This window comes from Paenibacillus guangzhouensis (genome assembly GCF_009363075.1).
In the GTDB taxonomy this organism is placed as follows: domain Bacteria; phylum Bacillota; class Bacilli; order Paenibacillales; family Paenibacillaceae; genus Paenibacillus_K; species Paenibacillus_K guangzhouensis.
The window spans coordinates 3,419,766-3,438,761 of sequence record NZ_CP045293.1; the positions used below are offsets into that span (position 1 = coordinate 3,419,766).

Genomic DNA, 18,996 nt, shown 5'->3' on the forward strand with positions numbered 1-18,996 from the left:
ATCACTCCTCATTTGGGACAATTAGATGATCAAATCTTGATAACGGATGAGGCAGCCAAATTCCTCTCCAGAAGCAACGTACAAACGATTTCCCACGGCTGTGTGTAAAATGCATGAAATATAATGAATACTAGCCCACTCCGAGTCAATATTCTTCAAGCTTTCCGTCTCCTTGTTGACCCGCGGTCTGCCCAGATCCCTCAACCCTTCTCGAGGTGAGAAGGCGAATACGTGCCCGGCATCTTTCGGACCTCCGTAAATACCGGCAACCCGGTCTCCCGATATCCGGATCAATCCTCTTAACTCTCCTGTGGAATACAATCTTCCATAGCAAATCACGCTGGTTCTATCGGCTGAGAGGGTGTATAAAATACCATCGAATGTACCACATACAAGTGTTCCGTCGTCAAGCAAGGCAGATGTCGTAATCGTGGATTTGAATGCTCTGCCTTTGATGGCTTGCGAAAGAACGTCAAGTCTCTCCACATGCCCTGTGGATACCCTGTATCTGAGAATTTCGTCACCCCAACCGGACAAAATAATCTCATCCTCATTTAACTTGACAAGATGGCTCCAAACTTCCTGCAGACTGATATTCATAAGCTCGTCTGTTTTTGATTCAACAGGGTCGAACACGTATAATTTACCGTCCGAATCGCTTATGAGCAGCTTATCTTCTTGGATTAGACAATGAATCCTATTTAATTTTTTGTTTTCAAGCGCGATCACCTGTACGCAAGCTTTCTTTAACAAGTCCACTACAAGCAATCGATGATCGGAAGTCATGACGAGAATCGTATGATCATATCCATCGATACAGGAAACCGTACTACCTTCCGCATATAGCTCCTCGAATAATAAAGGCTCCGCGCATTCGAAGTTCATCTGCAGCAGATAAACGCTCTCGCTCCCCGTTATGCCATATACACTTCCATCCGTACCTTCTTTCATATGCTTCACTTTGGCGTTCTTCCATGAAACGAATCTATGTAATGGAAAAGTACTAATTACGTCCGCTTCCATATGCAGATCATAGATTCTATCATTATTCATATGCATATTGTGCAAGGTAATCGGTTTGATCTTAGCTAATGGCGCATCTTCCCCAGGAACCTGAATCCGTTTCGTATCAATGGCTAAAATATAGGGAGAGTGTTCACCGCATACCTCTACCATATGCAGCAGCCCTCGACGATCAAAGTGCATTTCGCAAATGTAGTAGGCCTGTTTACCGGAAGGTGAAATCAATCCAAGATTTTCAGGTTCCCCTCCCCCCAGAATATCCCACCTGACCAATCGCATCAATTCCGCGTCATGATAAGATTCCAAACCGTAATAGAGCACAAAGTTTTCGTCCGCCGCTAAACCTCCTATTGTATGAGTTAAATAAGGAGCCCTAGGCTGCTCCGGCCTTAAATGCACGAATCCATGCCTTACCGTCTCAAGGGTCTCGGGATACAGCTCAATGACATCACCATCGATATTAGAAATAAAAAGCAGGGTATCTCTAGGCGTGTTAAGTCCGAAAATAAGCATTCTCCTGTATTTGTTCCCAAATTCGGAGTGAAAGCTGACTTTCAAGTCTTCGATTGCATCCTTTTCGGGATCAAATCTCCATAGCTCACCCGTGTAAGCGCCACCATATATACGACCTTTGGCATCCTTAATTAGCCTGCAGGAGGCAAATTCACTGATTTTACCGTAATCTTTTACTTCGTTGGTTTCCAAATCTAGTCGGTAAAAATGTCCGCGCATGTACCCTGTGAAATAATAGTAGCGTTCATCATTACCCAGAATCCCGCCATATATGCTTTCCCTCGGAACAGGGATTCCCAATACACGGACGTCGTTCGAATCTGGATCGACAATCATTAGGATTGACCCCGGATAGCCTTCCCAAATATCTTCATAGTGTTGTTCAAACAGCCATCTCTTATGATTGGGAGCCGGTGCCGTATTGTGTGTAGCCATGATTAGCCTTCCGTCCGACAGAAAATCTAGCGACGTGTGAATTTTACTAGGTGGCATTTGTGCGGGATCAACGATCCATGCTTTGGCTACATCGCAAATCTCTCTTATATTCCCTGTATCCGGATAGTACTCGTACAGGAGAGCCGATACCGGGATGTCACCCTCACCGCATACGCTTACAAAGAATCGATCGTCCTTGGAGCGGCAAAAATCCCATGAGGCGTTATGGCCTTTTTCGTTCGGCAATTGCGTAAATCGGGTATGTTCATCCGGTATACCCGCCAATAAATTATGTTTCATTTCCTTGCAGCCTCCGATGCTCTCCAATTATGGAGGACCCGCATTGTGCGAATCCTCCCATGTTCTCACGGATATGAGCTTCTATTTTTTTCCTGCCCTATAAGCAGAAAATTGCTTTTGTAATTCCGAATAATACTTATCCCAGCCAGCTGCAGCCATTTCTTTTTTGGCAACTTCGATTCCTTTGTCATAGCTGATAACCCCTACCAAAATCGGTTTGATCCGCTCGTCGTATACGGAATCCAGCTTCGCTCTTTCCACTTTGACTGGTTCCATGTTGGGTGTAAAACCAAACGCCTTAGAAGGTATGGCACCGTTGTCCCATGTCTTGTTGATGGTTATGAAGCTATCTGGCACCGTCGTTTCATATCTCGGGAAATTCACGTTGAACAGCGCCCATTGATAGAAAAGCTCATCTTTATTGATCCTCTCCACTTTGTCATTTACGAGCTTGTAGTCTTTATCCTTGATCCCATAGGCGAAGAAATCGAAATTATCCAAGTTCTTCTGCATCAGATTCAGCACCATTGCCACTCTTTCGGCATTCTTGGAGTAGGCTGGCACCATGACAGCCGTGCTGGAGTAAGCGTTTTTAATTTTCGGCTTGTCAGGAGCGAACAAGAAGTCTTTAAGTTTGGCGTTCGGCACGTTCTTTTGCAAATTTGGCAATACCTCAACGATGTTGTTGCCCCCGCTTCTTCCCTGCATCCACATATATTTGCCAGAAGCGAACAAGTCCTGCGCAGCGGCCTTATTGGTCAAAATGTCCTTTGCCAACAAGCCGTTCGTATAAAGCTTGTTGAAAAAATCGCTCTGCGTCTTGAATTCCGGACTATCGATGAAGGAAACTAACTTGCCTTCCGATGCGTTCTCATCTGTCAAGAAATACTTCAGCCCCTGATCCCACGTATAGTTCTTGTCGGACAAACCTCGTAAATAAGGCTGTACGAAAGAAACCGTATTCGGCGTCGCATACATGTCTGGATGTTTTGCTTTGACAAGTGTGGCGAATGTATAGAGATCATCCATCGATTTGATTTCGCTCATGTTGACTTCTTCCAACAAATCCTGCCTAATGCTGATTGAGTAAGCGTTAGCAGATAAAGGAGCATACCCCATCGGGATCCCATAAAGCTTGTTATTGATCGTGAATTCTTCAAAATGCTGGGGTGTAAGATTCTTTTTCAAGTCCGGCATATATTTGTCAGCCAGTTCAGTCAAGTCGTAAGCTTCTTTCTTCTGTACAAGTTGGTTCAACCAGGTTGGATCTGTAAATGTGAAATCGAAATCTTGACCGGCGGCGAGCATCAATTCAATTTGTTGACCGGAGCCGTATGCCGACCATGGCATATACTGAACGGTCAATTCCGTGTTCAATTCGTCCTTCAGTTTTTTATTGACATCCGTCATAAAATCTTTCATCCGTGGAGATTCATCACCAAGCGCGACCATTTTAATTTTTTTAAATTCTGCCGGTCTGCCAGTACCGGAATCTGACGGTTTTGTCGATGATTGCGCTGATACACTCGGATTGCTGCTCGTGGGCGTATCCTTATTTGTCGTGCTACAGCCGACTGTAAGTAAAGTTAATACGGCAAGAGATAGTGAAGCGACAGCTATCTTTTTCATAAACGGTTGGCCTCCTTTTATTATCTTTCTAAATAAAAAACAAGTTGATATGTTAACATCGCAACTTTCGCATTGAATGGCGAGCTAAGGAATTCTCCGTCCTCCTTTGTCATGGGGGTCAATTTTACCGTAGCCAGCTAGCCTTTCACAGCCCCTATCACTACACCTTTGACGAAAAACCGCTGCAGGAATGGATAAACGAGAATAATTGGACCCACTGTTATGCATGTCAAAGCCATTTTCGTCGTCTGCAGGGGAACCTTGATTGCACTTGCCATGGCAGTGCCTTGATTGTTGCTAAGAAAATCGATATTAGACAGAACTGTGTATAAATAGAACTGAAGGGGATACAATTGTTGATTTGTCATGAACATCATTGCCAGGTAGAAGTCATTCCAGAAGGAAAGGGCATAGAACAAAGCAATCGTAACCATACCGACCCTTGCCACCGGGATGTAAATATGAAATAAGATACTGATATGCCCAGCTCCGTCAATTTTGGCCGCTTCGGCAATTTCAGGAGGCACGGTACTGAAAAAATTACGTAGTAGAAATACATAGAACAGATTCATGAGCGCTGGAACGAATAGAGCGAAAAGGCTGTTCGTCAGATGATAATATTTGGTTAGCAGAATGTACCAAGGCAAGATTCCGGCATTAAACACCAGAGGAATATAGGCAAGCACATTAAGCACATTTCTGTGTTTGAAGCCTCTCACCGAGGCCGCATAGGCATAGGTCGTCGTGACCACCATACAGGCGGCCGTCCCGACCACCGTGACGAATATCGTCACCAGATAGCCTGACATCACTTTATCGCCAAGTGAGGTGAAGATGTATTTATAAGCATCCAAGCTAAAGTGCTTGGGTAGAATCGCATATCCTTCCGCTACCACCTGCTTTTCGTCGGTAAATGACACACCAAGTACGATCAACAGTGGGTAGATGAAAAAGGCAGCAAACAGCACGATAATCATATACATGAATGCAACAGAAATCTTGTCAGACAGATTTGCTTTCAATGTAACGCCACCTCCTAGAAAATTTTATAGTCTTTATCGAATCTTCCTGCCACATAATTGAAAACGATTACAAGCACAAAACCGAAAATAGATTGGTACAGCCCTACGGCAGACGCCATCGCAAACTCACCGTTCTTGATAACTGACCGGTAAACGAACGTATCGATAATGTCGGTCGTCGAGAATAAAACCGGATTCAGATTCGTTAACCCAAGCATCATCGTTAGATCGCCGTAAAAGATTCTTCCTACCGCGAGCAGTGTCAGGATGATGATCGTTGGGCGAAGAAGCGGTAGTGAAATGCGGACCATTTGCTGCACACGGGTAGCGCCTTCAACAATGGCAGATTCATAATAGGAAGGATCAATGTTCCGCAAAACGGCATAAAAGATAATTGCATTATAGCCTGAAAACTTCCATATGCTGCTAATTGTCAGAATCACTGGCCAGTACTTCGGCTCCGAAAAGAAGTCGATCTTGGCAAACCCGAGCCATTGAAGCAGCTGTTCGACTGTTCCTTTGTCGTAATCGATGAGTGTAAGCAGCAAGCCGCCGGCCACCGCCCACGAGATAAAGTAAGGGAAGAAAGAAACCGATTGTGCCACCTTCAAAAACGTTTTCCCCTTGATTTCATTAAATAGCAAGGCCAGAATAAGTGAGATCGCTGTGCCAAATACGATGTAACAGCTGTTCAGCAGAACCGTGTTTTGCGTTGCTCTCCACGCTTTATCGAAGCTGCTGAAAAAAAAACGAAAGTTTTCGAAGCCCACCCAAGGGCTGCCGAATATCCCGTCCATGAAATTGTAATTTTTGAAGACGACCACGAGCCCCGCCATCGGCAAATAACAAAACATAAGCAAGTACATCAGGCCAGGTATCGCCAGTATATACAAGAGGCCATTCCCACCTATTTTGTTTCTTGCTTTACCCAATGCAGGTGCTTGATTCATTTTGGGCTGACTTCCTGTTTGCGAATGCATCGTCCACTTCCCCCTAGGTTAATATTCGAATATCATTGCTAGCCCCTTCAACCTACACGTCCTGCTTCTTTTTGACAATATCACTTTTTTATAATGCTTATAATTTTTTGACATTCACAGCTAATAATTATTTGACATCCTATAGAAGTCGCTGCAGCTACTTTTCGGACGCCTTCGATCTCTTGTATACTGATTGTCAGAGCGATATGTCGGGCAAAGGAGACCATTATGATCAGAAGCTATATTCCTACGGTCAAAGGGAACATCGTATTGATAAAGTTGTTTTTAAGTATTCTGAGCATTTCCACTTTTGCAGTCATTCTGATTGCTATATCCATTTTCTACTTATTTCAAAACAAGACGATTGAGGATCTGAATGTCGCAGATAACCTCGCCCTAACGAATATCCAGACACTATTGCATAATTACATCGACACGACCGAAAAAACGATCATCAGTACCTATCAAAACCCCTCCGTCAAGAAGCTCATTTACGAAAACAACACCGAATGGAACGATACGATGATCGCTACGGTCAATAATACGCTGGGTACGCTTTCCGCTTATTCGTTTATTAATTCGCTCTACCTGTTCGGAGAAGGCAATATTTTATTCAAGGCATCCAACTCAGGAATCCCGGAGGAGGAGGAAGGACGCATAACGAGAATGCTATGGACGGAAACCCCGGGGAAACCGATCCCCTGGACGTTCAAGCGAATGTCGGGAGACGCCCTGCATATCATATCCATCTTTATAGGTGAAAGATCGACAGGTAATCAAGGATATGACAGCGCTGTCATGATGAATGTCAGTATGGATATGATCCATCAAGCCATCTTTCCTGCAGCCTTATCCAAAGGCCAGGAAATTTACGTAGTCGATAAGAACGGAACTGTTCTTCTCCATAATGACATGGATCATTTCAATGCCGACGTTTCTCAAAAGCCATATATCACAAAAATGATGAAGGACAACAAGGATTCCGGTCATTTTACGACAACCGTCAACGACCGCAAATACAATTTGGGCTACATTCGTTCGCCGGAAGGCGATTATTATGTCGTCCACATGATGGAATATGAATTAAGCGTTCAGAAGCTGACTGGAGCGAGGAATACGATCCTCCTAATCGGTTTTCTCGTACTGTTGCTGGTTCTCCTGACATCGCTCTATATTTCCTATCGCATCTACTATCCCATTCATACGATTTTCAACCGAATTAGAGGGTTGTTCGGCGATATCCCACAAGTTTCTTCCAATCGTAACGAGCTCCAGGCCATGTCTAATGCCACAGCGAAAATCATCGAGAGGATGAACAGCTATGACAAGCAAGTGGAAAACAAGGCGGCGATGGAGATGTTCAATCTATCCCGAACAAGCATGAAAGGCGAAGAGATCGAAGATATTCTCAGAAGAATGAATATTTTAGCACAAATGGGCACAGGAGCCCCTCATGCCGTCATCGTTCTGAGAATAGGCAACCATCGACAATTCGAAGAAAACAACACCATACAAGCCATCGATTTTCAGCTTCATTCAATCGGCAATATCGTTTCGGAGTACATACAAAGCTGCGCTAGCTGCCATGTCTATGTCATTAATACCGAACATGCCGTACTTCTCGTTACGGGAGCCAAATTCGGCGAAATAGACTTGAATGCACTCCTTGAAGATGCTTCCCAAGCCGTTTATAACATACTCGGACTTGATATCACGATCGGAGTAAGCCCAATAACCCACCAGTCAACCGATCTTCCTGCACTTTACAAAGAAGCATACAGACTCACAAACTACCGTTTGCTGTTCGGAAAAAGGACCGTCATTTACGCTCGCATGGCGAATAAGGAGATCACAAACGAATCGCTGTCCCATTTATATATGACGGTAACCGAAGCTCTAAAGAGAACCTCGCTTCCTGATTACCTAGAGGCGCTGGATCGTTTATTCGCAGCCTGCAGCCTTTTGCGTTATGAAACGATTATCAGCCTACTGTCGCAGTTAGCCGTCGACATCGCCAAAATCCCCCAAGGCATTGGAGCCAAAAGCGCTGCCGATAACAATCCCGATTATTACGAGCTCTATGTCAAATTCGAAAAATTTGAGGATTTCTCTGCTTTTACCGATGCCTTTACGGTGCTGTATGAAGAGATATCCACCGTACTTGCCAATCTCAATAATACGAATATGCGAGACATCGCATCAAAAGCGATCGATTATATTACAAGCAACTATCATAATCAGGATATGACGGCTAACCTTATGGCGGAAAAGCTGAATATTACCCCATCTTACTTTAGCAAGATATTTAAAGAGTGTACCCGTACGACCTTTCCGGACTACGTTGCCAGCCTCCGGCTCGAAAAAGCCCGGGAACTGCTTCTTCAGGACTACAGTCAGGAAATCGTCGATATATCTGCCAAGGTGGGCTACACGAATGCTTCCTATTTTACGGCAGCTTTCAAGAAAAAGTACGGTATTACGCCTTCGAAGTACAGGGTGAACGTTCTCTATGATAGAGAAATAAATTCTAATTAGACAATTAATATTCAATTGCTCGGCGATTACAATACTCCGTTCAATCGTGCAAAGCTCTAATTCATGATAAACTGATTGGAATGAAGTCATGGGAATGGGGCATTGAAACGTAATTAGATTTTAAGTGGAAGCGGTACGAATCGGAGGTTATCTTGCTACGGTTAGTGATTTAGTAGAGATGATGGAAGAATCCCCCCATTCACCCCATTATATCATCCTGCCCGTTAGCCTAAACAAAAGCTGCCGGTCTTTTGCCGGCAGCCTTAATGGTGATTTTTGAGCTATCGTGTTCCTATAAATTGAAAACGTCGGGACTAAAATCCATTATCAGTTTGATTATTATTTAGTTCCTGCAACCAAATTTCTATTGTATCTCTTATTTCAAATCTGTCTTTGGATCGCTTTAATTTATATACTTTCCAGTTTTCATCGACCAGAACTAATTTATATTCGCCATTTAATCTACTGTCTGGATAACAGTATCCGTGAAATGATTAAGCTATCCTACCTTTTAGTTAAGTAACAGTTTACATAGGTACATTTTATCTTTTTATAATATAAAAATCCTAAAAGAACCGGCGGTAGAGTTCTCGTCGGCGTTCCCCACGCAGCTGGGCATAAATTTGAGTGGTTGATGCTTTTTCATAAGGCTTTAAACGGATTAATAAGGGTTGTATGATTACTTTCACCTCATATAAAAAAAAGAGTGAAGCACTTTATTATATTAAGCACTCCACTCTTGTCTTCATATAAAGTTACCCGCAGCGACTATATCCGCAATTCGTGCATGTCTTGCAGCCCTCGACATTAATCAGAGATGCCGAACCGCATGATGTACAGAGGTCACGCGACGTGTAAGCACTCGCATCATGAGCATGGTCAGCTTGCGCTGCCGCTTCCGGCTCTTCGACCGCAATTGTCGCCGCGATTGGCGCAATATGTTCCGAAGAAGCTGCGAGCTCATTACTCTCAATATGCGCTTCGAGCGCTTTGGCTACCGCATCGGCGATCGATTCTACGCGATTAACACCGAAGCCGATCGCACCGGATCCGCCAATACCCTTCAGATGTTTGATGAGAAGAGCTTCCTTCTGACCATGATCCCCGTACCGCAGGAACAAGGAACATACGCGGCCTAATGCTTCCGCCATCGCGAAGACGTCGGAGCCCGCTTTACCCACGTTCAAGAAGATTTCGCTCGGAATCCCTTCATTGTCGTTAATGGTAATGTAAGCCATACCGAATGGCGTATTAATCTTGTACGTCGCCCCACGCAATACTTGCGGGCGGCTCTTGTATTGTTTATCAAAGACTTGCTTGGTGCCCGCATCCACATTCACTGCAAGCGATTTGTCGAGTGTCGCAATCGCACCCTTCTCTTCCTTGGTCGCAGCTGCTTCTTCTTGCGTTGCTGCTTCTTTCTTCTCTTCCTTCTTCTCCGTCTGCAGCACCTGTACATCACGACTGCCGTCGCGATAGATCGTTACCCCTTTGCAGCCAAGATCAAAGGCCAGCTCATAGAGACGTTTCGTATCTTCAATCGTGAAGTCTGAAGGACAGTTCGCTGTCTTCGAGATGGAGCTATCCACCCAGCGCTGAATCGCTGCTTGCGAACGGATATGATCCTCCGCAGACAAGTCCATCGCCGTTACGAAGTAATCCGGCAAGGTCTCGCCTGGATGAGCATCGATCCAATCCTGCGCGATCGGTACGAACTGCTCGTCGAAGCCAAGACGGCTCTGGCGGTAGAATTTAAACGCAAAGTAAGGTTCGATCCCTGTCGATGTACCAACCATGGTCCCCGTACTTCCTGTCGGAGCTTGCGTGATGACCGTTACGTTACGCATACCTTTCTCGGCAATCGCTGCACCCACTTCAGGATAGACATCGACGATATTTTTCATGAATCCGCTCTGCATGAACGGTTCAAGGTCGAACGCTTTGAAAGAACCTTTCTCGCCGGCAATCTCTGCCGATGCGAGGTAGGATTCTTTGGCGATAAAGCCGTATAGTTTATCTAAGAATTCTAACGATTCTGGACTTCCATAACGAATCTGCAGCTTAATCATGAGCTCTGCAAGTCCCATCGTTCCGAGACCCACGCGGCGTTCTTTCTGCTGATTTTCTTTATTTTCTTCGAAATGATAAGGGGTCTTATCAATGACGTTGTCTAGGAACCGTACAGAGTAACGTGTTACGCGGCCGAGCTCAGCCCAATCGACGTCATGGTTCGCCTCATCATAGAACTTCGAGAGGTTCATCGCGGACAAGTTACATACACCCCAGCCTGGAAGACCTTGCTCACCGCACGGATTCGTACAAATGATCGGGTTGAAATACCAGCTGTTCGACATTTGGTTGTAGTATTCCATGAATACGACGCCTGGCTCAGCCGATTTCCAAGCCGATTCCATGATCGTATGCCATACGTCGCGAGCACGAACCGTATTGTAGTGGATGACGTTCTTGCCTAGCTTCTTCCACTTATCCATGTCGCCGTCCCAGATCTCATTGTATTCCGGATCCGAAGTATCCGGGAAGACCAGATCCCAAGTCAGATCCTTCTTCACCGCTTCCATGAAGCCATTGCTCACGCATACCGACAGGTTTGCATTCGTCACTTGCCCCATTGTCTGCTTGACGGTAATGAAGTCCATAAGGTCCGGATGCCAATCATTAATCATCAGCATGAGCGCACCACGACGACTTCCGCCTTGCTCGATCAAGCCTGTCGTGTAGCTGAACAATCCGCCCCACGATACCGCACCGCTCGACGAACCATTTACGCCGCGAACTATCGCGCGACGCGGACGCAGCGAGGATAAGTTAATGCCAACACCGCCGCCGCGTGCCATAATCTCTGTCATCTCGGACAATGTCGCCATAATGCCGCCGCGGCTATCTTTTGGCGAAGGAATCACGTAGCAGTTGAACAACGTTAATTCTTCACTTGCGCCTGCACCGGCTGCAATCCGTCCGCCCGGCACCAATTTCCAATCATCTAATATATATCTGAAGTTTTCCGTCCATTGTTTTTGTAATGCTGGAGTTTTCTCCACCGATGCCATTGCCGCTGCAAGACGATCCCACATTTCCTCAGGCGTCTTCTCAACGGTTAGAGTCAGCTTCTCAACTGTCGATTCGACCACTTCACCGCTGCGAGTTCTCACAGTCACGGAACGGCCTTCCCGCTTGATCACTTCCCCAACCTCTTTAGCTGGAAATTTCGGATCATCTTTGGTTAATACGAGGACGACATCTCCGACCTTCGTCTCGTTCGTATCTGCATTTTTCCACGCGTAACGATCCAAAAATATTTTCTCACTTAATCCTTCCAACCGCTGCTTATGCGTCGTACTCAACAAAAATAACCTCCTCTAGCATATTAACAATCCATAAACCTATGATTCCGCACAAAAACGCATATTTATTGTATGTAAAGTTTACAATATATTGTGTGCGTTAATCATTATACTATACCACATATTGTACTTTCTAATGGTGTGATGTGGAATTCCTGCCAAGAATCCGCAGCATGTCCCTTCAAGCTTCTTTTTTCTCTATCGCACGCTCTATTTCTAGACTTGCAATTCTTAATCCTTCCATTTGGAGAATATTGTAACCCAGTTATGAAGCCGCCCATTTTCGTCCATACTAACCAGAACAGTTCATGAATTTCTATAATTTTTTGCACATCATCACGAAGGAGCTAATCTCATCATGTCTATAAATTCTGTCAATACGTCAAGGGCCAAACCATCGCCTGTTGAGATGGAGTTCGATCGTGCCTGGTTCTCAGAATTAGAAGAACGCACAGCGAAGAACGGTCCTTGGGACGACTTTACGTTATTCAGTCTTCATTATGAAGCGGAACAATCTCAGGTGGTCTCCAGCTTCGACGAGTTGCAGTGCCTCACCCAATTGAACAATCTGAGTCCGCTCCCTCACCAAATCGAGACAGCGACGAAGGTCCTTCATGAAATGCGCGGCAGAGCCATCCTTGCGGATGAGGTAGGTCTTGGCAAGACCATTGAGGCCGGGCTCATTCTCAAAGAATATCTTGTTCGCGGCCTTGCACGCAAAGTGCTCATTCTCGTACCTGCTTCTCTCGTCCTTCAGTGGGTTCGCGAGCTGAATCAGAAATTCGGCATCGCTGCCGTTGCACAGAAAAAAGAGTACACATGGCACTATGACGTCGTCGTCGCGTCGATGGATACCGCCAAGCGCGATCCACATAAGGACCTGCTCCTGCAGAATGAATACGACATGCTCATCATTGATGAAGCCCACAAATTGAAAAACAAGAAAACAACCAACTATCAATTCATTACCCAATTGCGCAAAAAATATTGTCTTCTGCTGACAGCGACACCGATTCAGAATGACCTCAGCGAGCTCTATAATCTCATTACGTTATTGAAACCAGGACAGCTCGGCGGTGTCAGTGATTTTGCCGCGAACTTCATCGTGGATAAGCGGCTGCCGAAGAATGAGGACCAACTGCAGAGCGAATTGTCCAAAGTGATGATACGCAATCGGCGAAGCGATGGAAATATCGGATTCACCAGACGATTCGTCAAGAATGTTCCGTTAACGCTGTCCGATGAAGAAATGGCACTGTATAACGGCGTAACGGCCTTCGTCAAGGATCGCTATAACGAGCTTAACGGCGATATGAGCAGCATGCTCTCCCTCGTTACGCTGCAGCGTGAAGTATGCAGCAGTCGAGATGCCGTGTTCTTGACCCTCATCAATCTATCGAAAAAAATGCCGGAAGACTCTCCTGTCCATGCGAAGATCTGGGAGCTTGTGAATATGATCCGGCAGATCAAAGCCAATACCAAAGCTGAGAAAGCGCTCGAATTGATTGAAGAAATGAACGATAAAGTGATCATCTTCACCGAATACCGACAGACGCAGGATTACCTTCTGAATTTCTTCCGCAGCAAGAATATGGTGGCTGTTCCCTATCGAGGCGGTATGAATCGGGGCAAAAAGGATTGGATGATGGATTTGTTCCGTAACCGCGCGCAAGTGATGATTGCGACAGAAGCTGGCGGCGAAGGCATTAACCTGCAATTCTGTCACCACATGATCAATTTCGATCTGCCTTGGAATCCGATGCGCGTCGAGCAGCGAATTGGCCGCGTCCACCGGCTCGGGCAGACAAATGATGTCAAAATCTATAATCTCTCCACCACCGGAACGATCGAAGAGCATATCCTGAACCTGCTCCATGAAAAAATCAATTTGTTCGAGCTCGTCATCGGTCAGCTGGATGTCATCCTTGAACGGATGGAGAAGCAGGATTCGCTCGAGAAAAGGCTCTATAAAATGATGTTGGAGTCAAAATCGGATGAGGATATACGGGCGAATATGGAATCGATCGGCAAATCATTCCACGACATCGCCAAAACAGTTGCGGACAATGAGCCGTACATTCAAGAAGTACCACAGGAGGAAGCAAATTAAATGGTGATGAGCGCGAAGCAAGTCCAGCAATATGTTCTTCGCTATTTGGATGCGACGAACTGCCATTTGATCGAGAAGTCGCCGGGACACGTCATCGTGAAGTTATCGCCGCAGGCAGACCGTGAGCTTACGAATCGCCCATATTACTGGGGGTTCGTCGATCGTACAGGGACAGAGCCGGAGACGATGAAGTTTTGTTTTATTTTCGATAAGGACAAGATGCCCCCGCTGCCGCCAGATCCCCCGCCAGGACCCGGCTATATCGCCCATCGATTGCTGAAGGAAGAAGTCACGTACGGCAGTCGGAGATTGGATCAATTCTTCCAAGCTGCGAAGGCGGGCGGCTCTTATGTCAATCTGTTCGAATTGCCGACAGCAGAGCAGAAATCCTCCAACTTCTCGACCCCCTATGAGCAATGGCTTGGGGTGAATATGAAGGTCGAATTCGCTTGTGATATGAAGCGTGAAGAAATTCATTCGCTTGGGATCTCGATGGTGACAGGTGAGATACGTGAGCATTTCTGCGACGACATGTTAATACGTAAAATGACCCCGCGACTTCCGGCCAATGTTCACGTCCTGCGCAGCGCTCTAACCTTAACGAAAGCACGGAATCAGCTTGAGAGCTTCATTGAGAAGAAGATTAAAACGTACGATGACGCTTGGGCGATCGAGGCCAGAATTCGATTCGATGACGAAATTGCGCGGATTGACAGCTACTATGAGGGATTGCTGAAGACAGAAGACGAAGAAGTAAGGAAATCTGTAGAAGAACAATACGCTAATCGCAAGCAAGAACTGACATGGCAATATGAACCGAAGATCCGAATTTCCGTCATGAATTGCGGATTCTTTCATCTGCGGTCCTTCGCGAACCAATAACAGACGATTCTCGCTAAAACCTCGCAAAAATAGAACGGAGACAACGGCAGCACTGCCGACACGTTTTAACAACCTTTTCCAGGCTTGTCCGCTACAATAAGGAACATAAGATCATAATATGATAGCAAGAAGGTGATGCGCTCATGCAACCATCGCGATTTATTCGCATACTCTTGTCAACTTGTGCAACCGTTACACTGCTCATTAGCATAATTTTAACACCCGTATCGCCAGTCATCGCCGCGTCCGCTTCCGAAGTGACATCATCCGCTGATGCCGATTCGATACCAGCCATCGACCAACAAATGCTCGCTTCGCATGTAGAAGGCTGGATTCAAGATTTATCTAAGCATGCGCCGTTCACCGTCTGGAAAGGGGCGGAATATACCATCTCTCCCCTCGGTCCCGGCCTGCACAGTTGGCTCGTGCAGTTAACGAAGCAGAATAAGGAGCTCGGGTATCTTATCGTCAGTGCGACGGAGTCGCAGCAATTGACATTGTCCGAATATGGCGTCGGTCCAAGTCCGCTCTTCAGTACAAATACGCTGTACCTCTCTCTGGTGCAGCATGGTATCATTCCTTCATCGATCAAACGAAATCAACTTTTGACCACCGAACGTCTGCACATCCAGCGTTATTATCTACACCCGATGTTAGCCGTCTGGCGTGTCGAACCGCAGGATCAACCAGCGACCTATTACAATGCCAAGACCGGGGAGCAGCTCCTCATCACGGACCAAGAGTGGGACAAGCAAAAGAATACATTAAGCCAAGGATCACCCATGGAAGCTGGTATGCAAGAAGTCATTCAACCTAACAAAAATGCACAGCCTATCGCCTCCTTCGATCCATTCGAACGCATCAATTGGCTAACCCATGCTCCCCTCGAAATTAAAAACGCAGCAAATCTTTCTTCAAAGCTCGATCAGAAGGCCAGAATTACCTATGTATCGAATTGGTACCAAGACACCTATTTAATTCCGCTAGCCGTCTCGGGCTATCAGACTTGGGGGAACGTTACGTATATTATGGTTCATGACGAAGGAGCACGATGGATCCCATTCCAATCCCTAGCTGCTTACGGAAAATTCTATAAATGATCGTAGGATGAGTCCCTCGAATGGGGCTCATTTTTGTTCTATCTGGCAGACATCATACCGGACAGCTGCGCAGCATCCCTTCTCCAACGGTCGTACCACGCCGTACCACTGGTTTCAATCCCCTGCTGCAAAGTATGGAGCGTCCGCCAAGCTAACTCATACTGCTCTGACGTGATGACAGCCCGCTCTAGTGCTTCCTCCAGCTCCTCTGCATCCAAGACGATATGAACACCCGAGGGTAAGATGACAAGGTCTAAGAAGAGATCATCAAAATAAGGCACACCCTCAGACGACACGCCATTGCCTGCATGGATATCCACATAATGATGGACGAGCACACCATTCGGATCAATAACCGTCGTTACTGCGTAATTCGCATGGTTCGGAAAATATTGCAGCCATACATATTGATCATCCACGAGCCTATAGCGCTCAATCTCCGTATCCGGTTGATACCAAATCGGTTCTTCTACATCATCAAATTGGACGCGTGTGACATACCCCTGATAATCGTCTTCCTTCACAAGTATTTGACGATAGGTTACCCGCAGCTTCCGGTTCCAATCGGACAAGTCTGCGATTTTTCGCTTTATTTTCACGAAACCCCTCCTCCCTGTCTGTCCATTATATAACATGCAAGTATAAACAAACCCCGCTTTCCTTCAAATGGACGTTAACATTTCTTATCATTCAAAAAAAAGCACCAGCCTTCAACTTTTGGATGAAGGAGGTGCTTCTTCATGTACATGGCTTACTTTAAATGTTCCTTGTACCCATTTAAGAATGCTGTACGGGAGATAGCCGAACCATTTCAATACCCACGGCTCCCGTGTTTGACGATGCTGCTTACGAACATCTTTTGGCGTCTCCATATAGACAACAACTTGTTCGGTAATATATTTGACGAGCTCTTCACCTTTTTTAGCCATTGCTACCCCTCCTTGCTGAATTCCATACTCATAGCATGCTCCATTGGTACAAAAAATAAACTTAGCGCATCATTTCTTTCATTTTGCGCATCCTATGCAGGAAGCTTTTTCAAGGAGGATTTCATTTCATATGCCTATAACGAGACCATTACATCGCTTTCTTCTTGCCAGTGTTCTTGTCATTTTCAGCTGTCATACCTGGGCTTCATCTGCTGCTGCGGAACCCGCACCAATGAACGAAATTTTCACCCATCCTGTTATTGTTATTGATGTAGGACATGGCGGCATCGATGGCGGTACAAGCCACGAGAATATTCTAGAGAAGAATATCAACCTAGAGATCGGTACCCGCCTCTATCTGCTGCTGCAGAAGAACGGCATTCACGCCGTCCTGAATCGTACGGGCGATTATGCGCTAAGTGAAGATAATCATTGGCTGAACAATAAATCTAGACACCGCAGGGATCTTGCCCAGCGTCGTCAATTGACAGAAGAAATTCCGACCGAAATGCTCGTCAGCCTGCACGTCAATTGGAATAAAAATCGCAACCGCCGCGGGCCTGTTGTCCTCTATAAAGAAGAAGGCCGCAGTATTATGCTCGCGAACATTATTCAAAATGCGCTGAACAAACATTACGGCACCCATATGGAAATGCAAAGCGGCAAACCTTTCTATTTACTGCGTCGCGTCAATCAGCCTGCTGTTATTATCGAGACCGGGTTTATTAGCAACAGCGAGGACCGCCGCATGTTATGCGATCCGAAGGAACAGACCGCCATTGCCAATACCATTGCTGGCGCATTGCAATATTACTTATCGCTCTTGTGAGCCGTAGCGAATTCCGCCACTCTAACGAACTGGAACATCGATTTCATCTTCGGCAGCGAACCAGCAAGGATGGACGCTGTCGTTAAGCCTCCAGTACCAACATGGCCAATGACGATGCATTGGTCATGATTCTGCATGAACGCCTCAACTTTACGAACCTGACCTGAGATATGCTTCGCCGTGATGCTGTCATCCAGGAACATCTGGTTCTCTGCGATCGGAACCCCCAGTTCTCTGGCAATTCGCGGAGCAACGGTATGATAATTGGTATGGCTGTCGAGGAAGAACAACCCGCGTTCTTTGCAGACTTGGAGCACGACGCGCATCACGCGCTCATCCCCCGTTACTTTGGAGCCCATATGATTATTCATTCCGATGGCATGGGGGACTTCTTGTATCGCTGCCTCCACGCGTTTACGGATTTCTTGATCGGACATCGATGTCAAGATTGCTCCGGGACCTAGCCAGCTGGCCTTCCCAGACTTCGGCTCCATCGGCATATGCACGATGACATCATGGCCTAATTGATGCGCCATCTCGGCATCTTTTTTGGTTGTCGGTAAGAATGGCATGACCGCGACGGTGAATTTAATCGGCAGCTTGAGCATTTGCTCGGTTCCCTTCATGTTGTTACCGAAATCGTCAATGACGAGAGCGATCTTCTTCTGCTGCAGCGCTTGTCCTACGATATCCGGGTTTCCTGCTGCTGTGGCGGCCTGGGGAACACTATACATCACGCCTAATGCAATCGCCATGAGACAGGAAAACAGCCTGGATTTATATCCTCTACATATCATGAAGCTCCCTCCAATTTCAATGTTGAATATCTTCATTTTTTGATGGAAGCGTCCAAAGTATACAACCCAAACAAGCATCTCCAAGACTTGGCTTTTGATCTAACGGATTACCAAGAGACACGCAAAAAAAAGGCCCCTAAATTACTTATTCGTAATTTAAGGACCCGTTGATTGTATAAGATGGTGCGGTCAAGAGGACTCGAACCTCCACGATATTGCTACCACACGGACCTGAACCGTGCGCGTCTGCCAATTCCGCCATGACCGCATATGCGAATTACGTTGAATTCGGTAAGATTTATATTATCACGTTCGAACAACCACGTCAATAATTTTCCCCAATAAGGCGCTAGCGTTATGTCGATTCGTTAGCCCCGTACATGCGCCATTTTCGCCGGAATAAGCTCTCTTCGATTCGTTAGAGAGCGGGCGCGTCCTCGCTAACGAATCGAGGTGTGCTTATTCGGCCGAAATGGCTTGGTTTTGAGTTCTAACGAATCGTAAGATCGTTACTTAACCGAAATGCGTCTATTAGCAGGGCAAATAGCCC

13 protein-coding genes and 1 tRNA gene are annotated in these 18,996 nt (G+C 46.1%); 5 read left to right on the top strand and 9 right to left on the bottom strand.

Translation table 11 applies throughout. The annotated features are described in order from the left end of the window. Positions 1 to 21 precede the first annotated feature (21 nt). From GCU39_RS15390 to GCU39_RS15405, 4 genes are all read right to left on the bottom strand, one after another. Complete coding sequence (locus tag GCU39_RS15390; protein ID WP_152394326.1) at positions 22 to 2,271, bottom strand: NHL repeat-containing protein; 2,250 nt, start codon at positions 2,269 to 2,271, stop codon at positions 22 to 24. Between the two features lie 81 nt (positions 2,272 to 2,352). Next, positions 2,353 to 3,900, bottom strand: a complete 1,548-nt coding sequence (locus tag GCU39_RS15395; protein ID WP_152394327.1) for an ABC transporter substrate-binding protein — start codon at positions 3,898 to 3,900, stop codon at positions 2,353 to 2,355. Between the two features lie 137 nt (positions 3,901 to 4,037). Continuing rightward, the gene (locus GCU39_RS15400) at positions 4,038 to 4,922 is read right to left on the bottom strand and encodes a carbohydrate ABC transporter permease (RefSeq protein WP_152394328.1); all 885 of its coding nucleotides are present in this window, start codon (positions 4,920 to 4,922) and stop codon (positions 4,038 to 4,040) included. Between the two features lie 14 nt (positions 4,923 to 4,936). Then, entirely contained in the window at positions 4,937 to 5,902 is a 966-nt protein-coding gene (locus tag GCU39_RS15405; RefSeq protein ID WP_227793591.1) for an ABC transporter permease, read from the bottom strand. A gap of 228 nt (positions 5,903 to 6,130) precedes the next feature. Here GCU39_RS15405 and GCU39_RS15410 point away from each other — a divergent pair, with 228 nt between their 5' ends. Next, positions 6,131 to 8,437, top strand: coding sequence for a helix-turn-helix domain-containing protein (locus GCU39_RS15410; protein ID WP_152394329.1), 2,307 nt, complete (start codon positions 6,131 to 6,133; stop codon positions 8,435 to 8,437). Positions 8,438 to 9,192: 755 nt separating this feature from the next. Here GCU39_RS15410 and GCU39_RS15415 read toward each other — a convergent pair. Then, entirely contained in the window at positions 9,193 to 11,799 is a 2,607-nt protein-coding gene (locus tag GCU39_RS15415; protein ID WP_152394330.1) for an adenosylcobalamin-dependent ribonucleoside-diphosphate reductase, read from the bottom strand. Between the two features lie 358 nt (positions 11,800 to 12,157). On the opposite strand from GCU39_RS15415, the gene GCU39_RS15420 reads away from it, so the two are divergent. The 3 genes from GCU39_RS15420 (at position 12,158) to GCU39_RS15430 (ending at position 15,891) form a co-directional block, all read left to right on the top strand. Further along, positions 12,158 to 13,909 (top strand): DEAD/DEAH box helicase, encoded by a 1,752-nt coding sequence (locus GCU39_RS15420; protein ID WP_152394331.1) that lies wholly within the window; start codon positions 12,158 to 12,160, stop codon positions 13,907 to 13,909. A gap of 6 nt (positions 13,910 to 13,915) precedes the next feature. Then, on the top strand, positions 13,916 to 14,791 hold the full coding sequence (locus tag GCU39_RS15425) for a YqhG family protein (protein ID WP_321575640.1): 876 nt from the start codon (positions 13,916 to 13,918) through the stop codon (positions 14,789 to 14,791). 143 nt (positions 14,792 to 14,934) lie between these two features. Next, positions 14,935 to 15,891, top strand: coding sequence for a hypothetical protein (locus tag GCU39_RS15430; RefSeq protein WP_152394333.1), 957 nt, complete (start codon positions 14,935 to 14,937; stop codon positions 15,889 to 15,891). A 38-nt stretch (positions 15,892 to 15,929) separates the two neighbouring features. On the opposite strand, the gene GCU39_RS15435 is transcribed toward GCU39_RS15430, so the two are convergent. After that, entirely contained in the window at positions 15,930 to 16,490 is a 561-nt protein-coding gene (locus GCU39_RS15435; RefSeq protein ID WP_193726946.1) for a ribonuclease FAU-1 family protein, read from the bottom strand. Positions 16,491 to 16,601: 111 nt separating this feature from the next. Then, the gene (locus tag GCU39_RS15440; RefSeq protein WP_152394335.1) at positions 16,602 to 16,820 is read right to left on the bottom strand and encodes a YqzE family protein; all 219 of its coding nucleotides are present in this window, start codon (positions 16,818 to 16,820) and stop codon (positions 16,602 to 16,604) included. A 130-nt stretch (positions 16,821 to 16,950) separates the two neighbouring features. On the opposite strand from GCU39_RS15440, the gene GCU39_RS15445 reads away from it, so the two are divergent. Then, a complete protein-coding gene (locus tag GCU39_RS15445) occupies positions 16,951 to 17,649 on the top strand; it encodes an N-acetylmuramoyl-L-alanine amidase family protein (RefSeq protein ID WP_152394336.1) in 699 nt (232 codons plus the stop codon). Here the strand turns inward: GCU39_RS15445 and GCU39_RS15450 are convergent. Together GCU39_RS15450 and GCU39_RS15455 are read right to left on the bottom strand one after the other, a co-directional pair. Continuing rightward, positions 17,631 to 18,446, bottom strand: coding sequence for a divergent polysaccharide deacetylase family protein (locus GCU39_RS15450; RefSeq protein ID WP_152394337.1), 816 nt, complete (start codon positions 18,444 to 18,446; stop codon positions 17,631 to 17,633). The two genes, GCU39_RS15445 and GCU39_RS15450, sit on opposite strands and share 19 nt — an antisense overlap. 181 nt (positions 18,447 to 18,627) lie before the next feature. After that, positions 18,628 to 18,714 (bottom strand) — tRNA-Leu (locus tag GCU39_RS15455). Between the last annotated feature and the right edge of the window lie 282 nt (positions 18,715 to 18,996).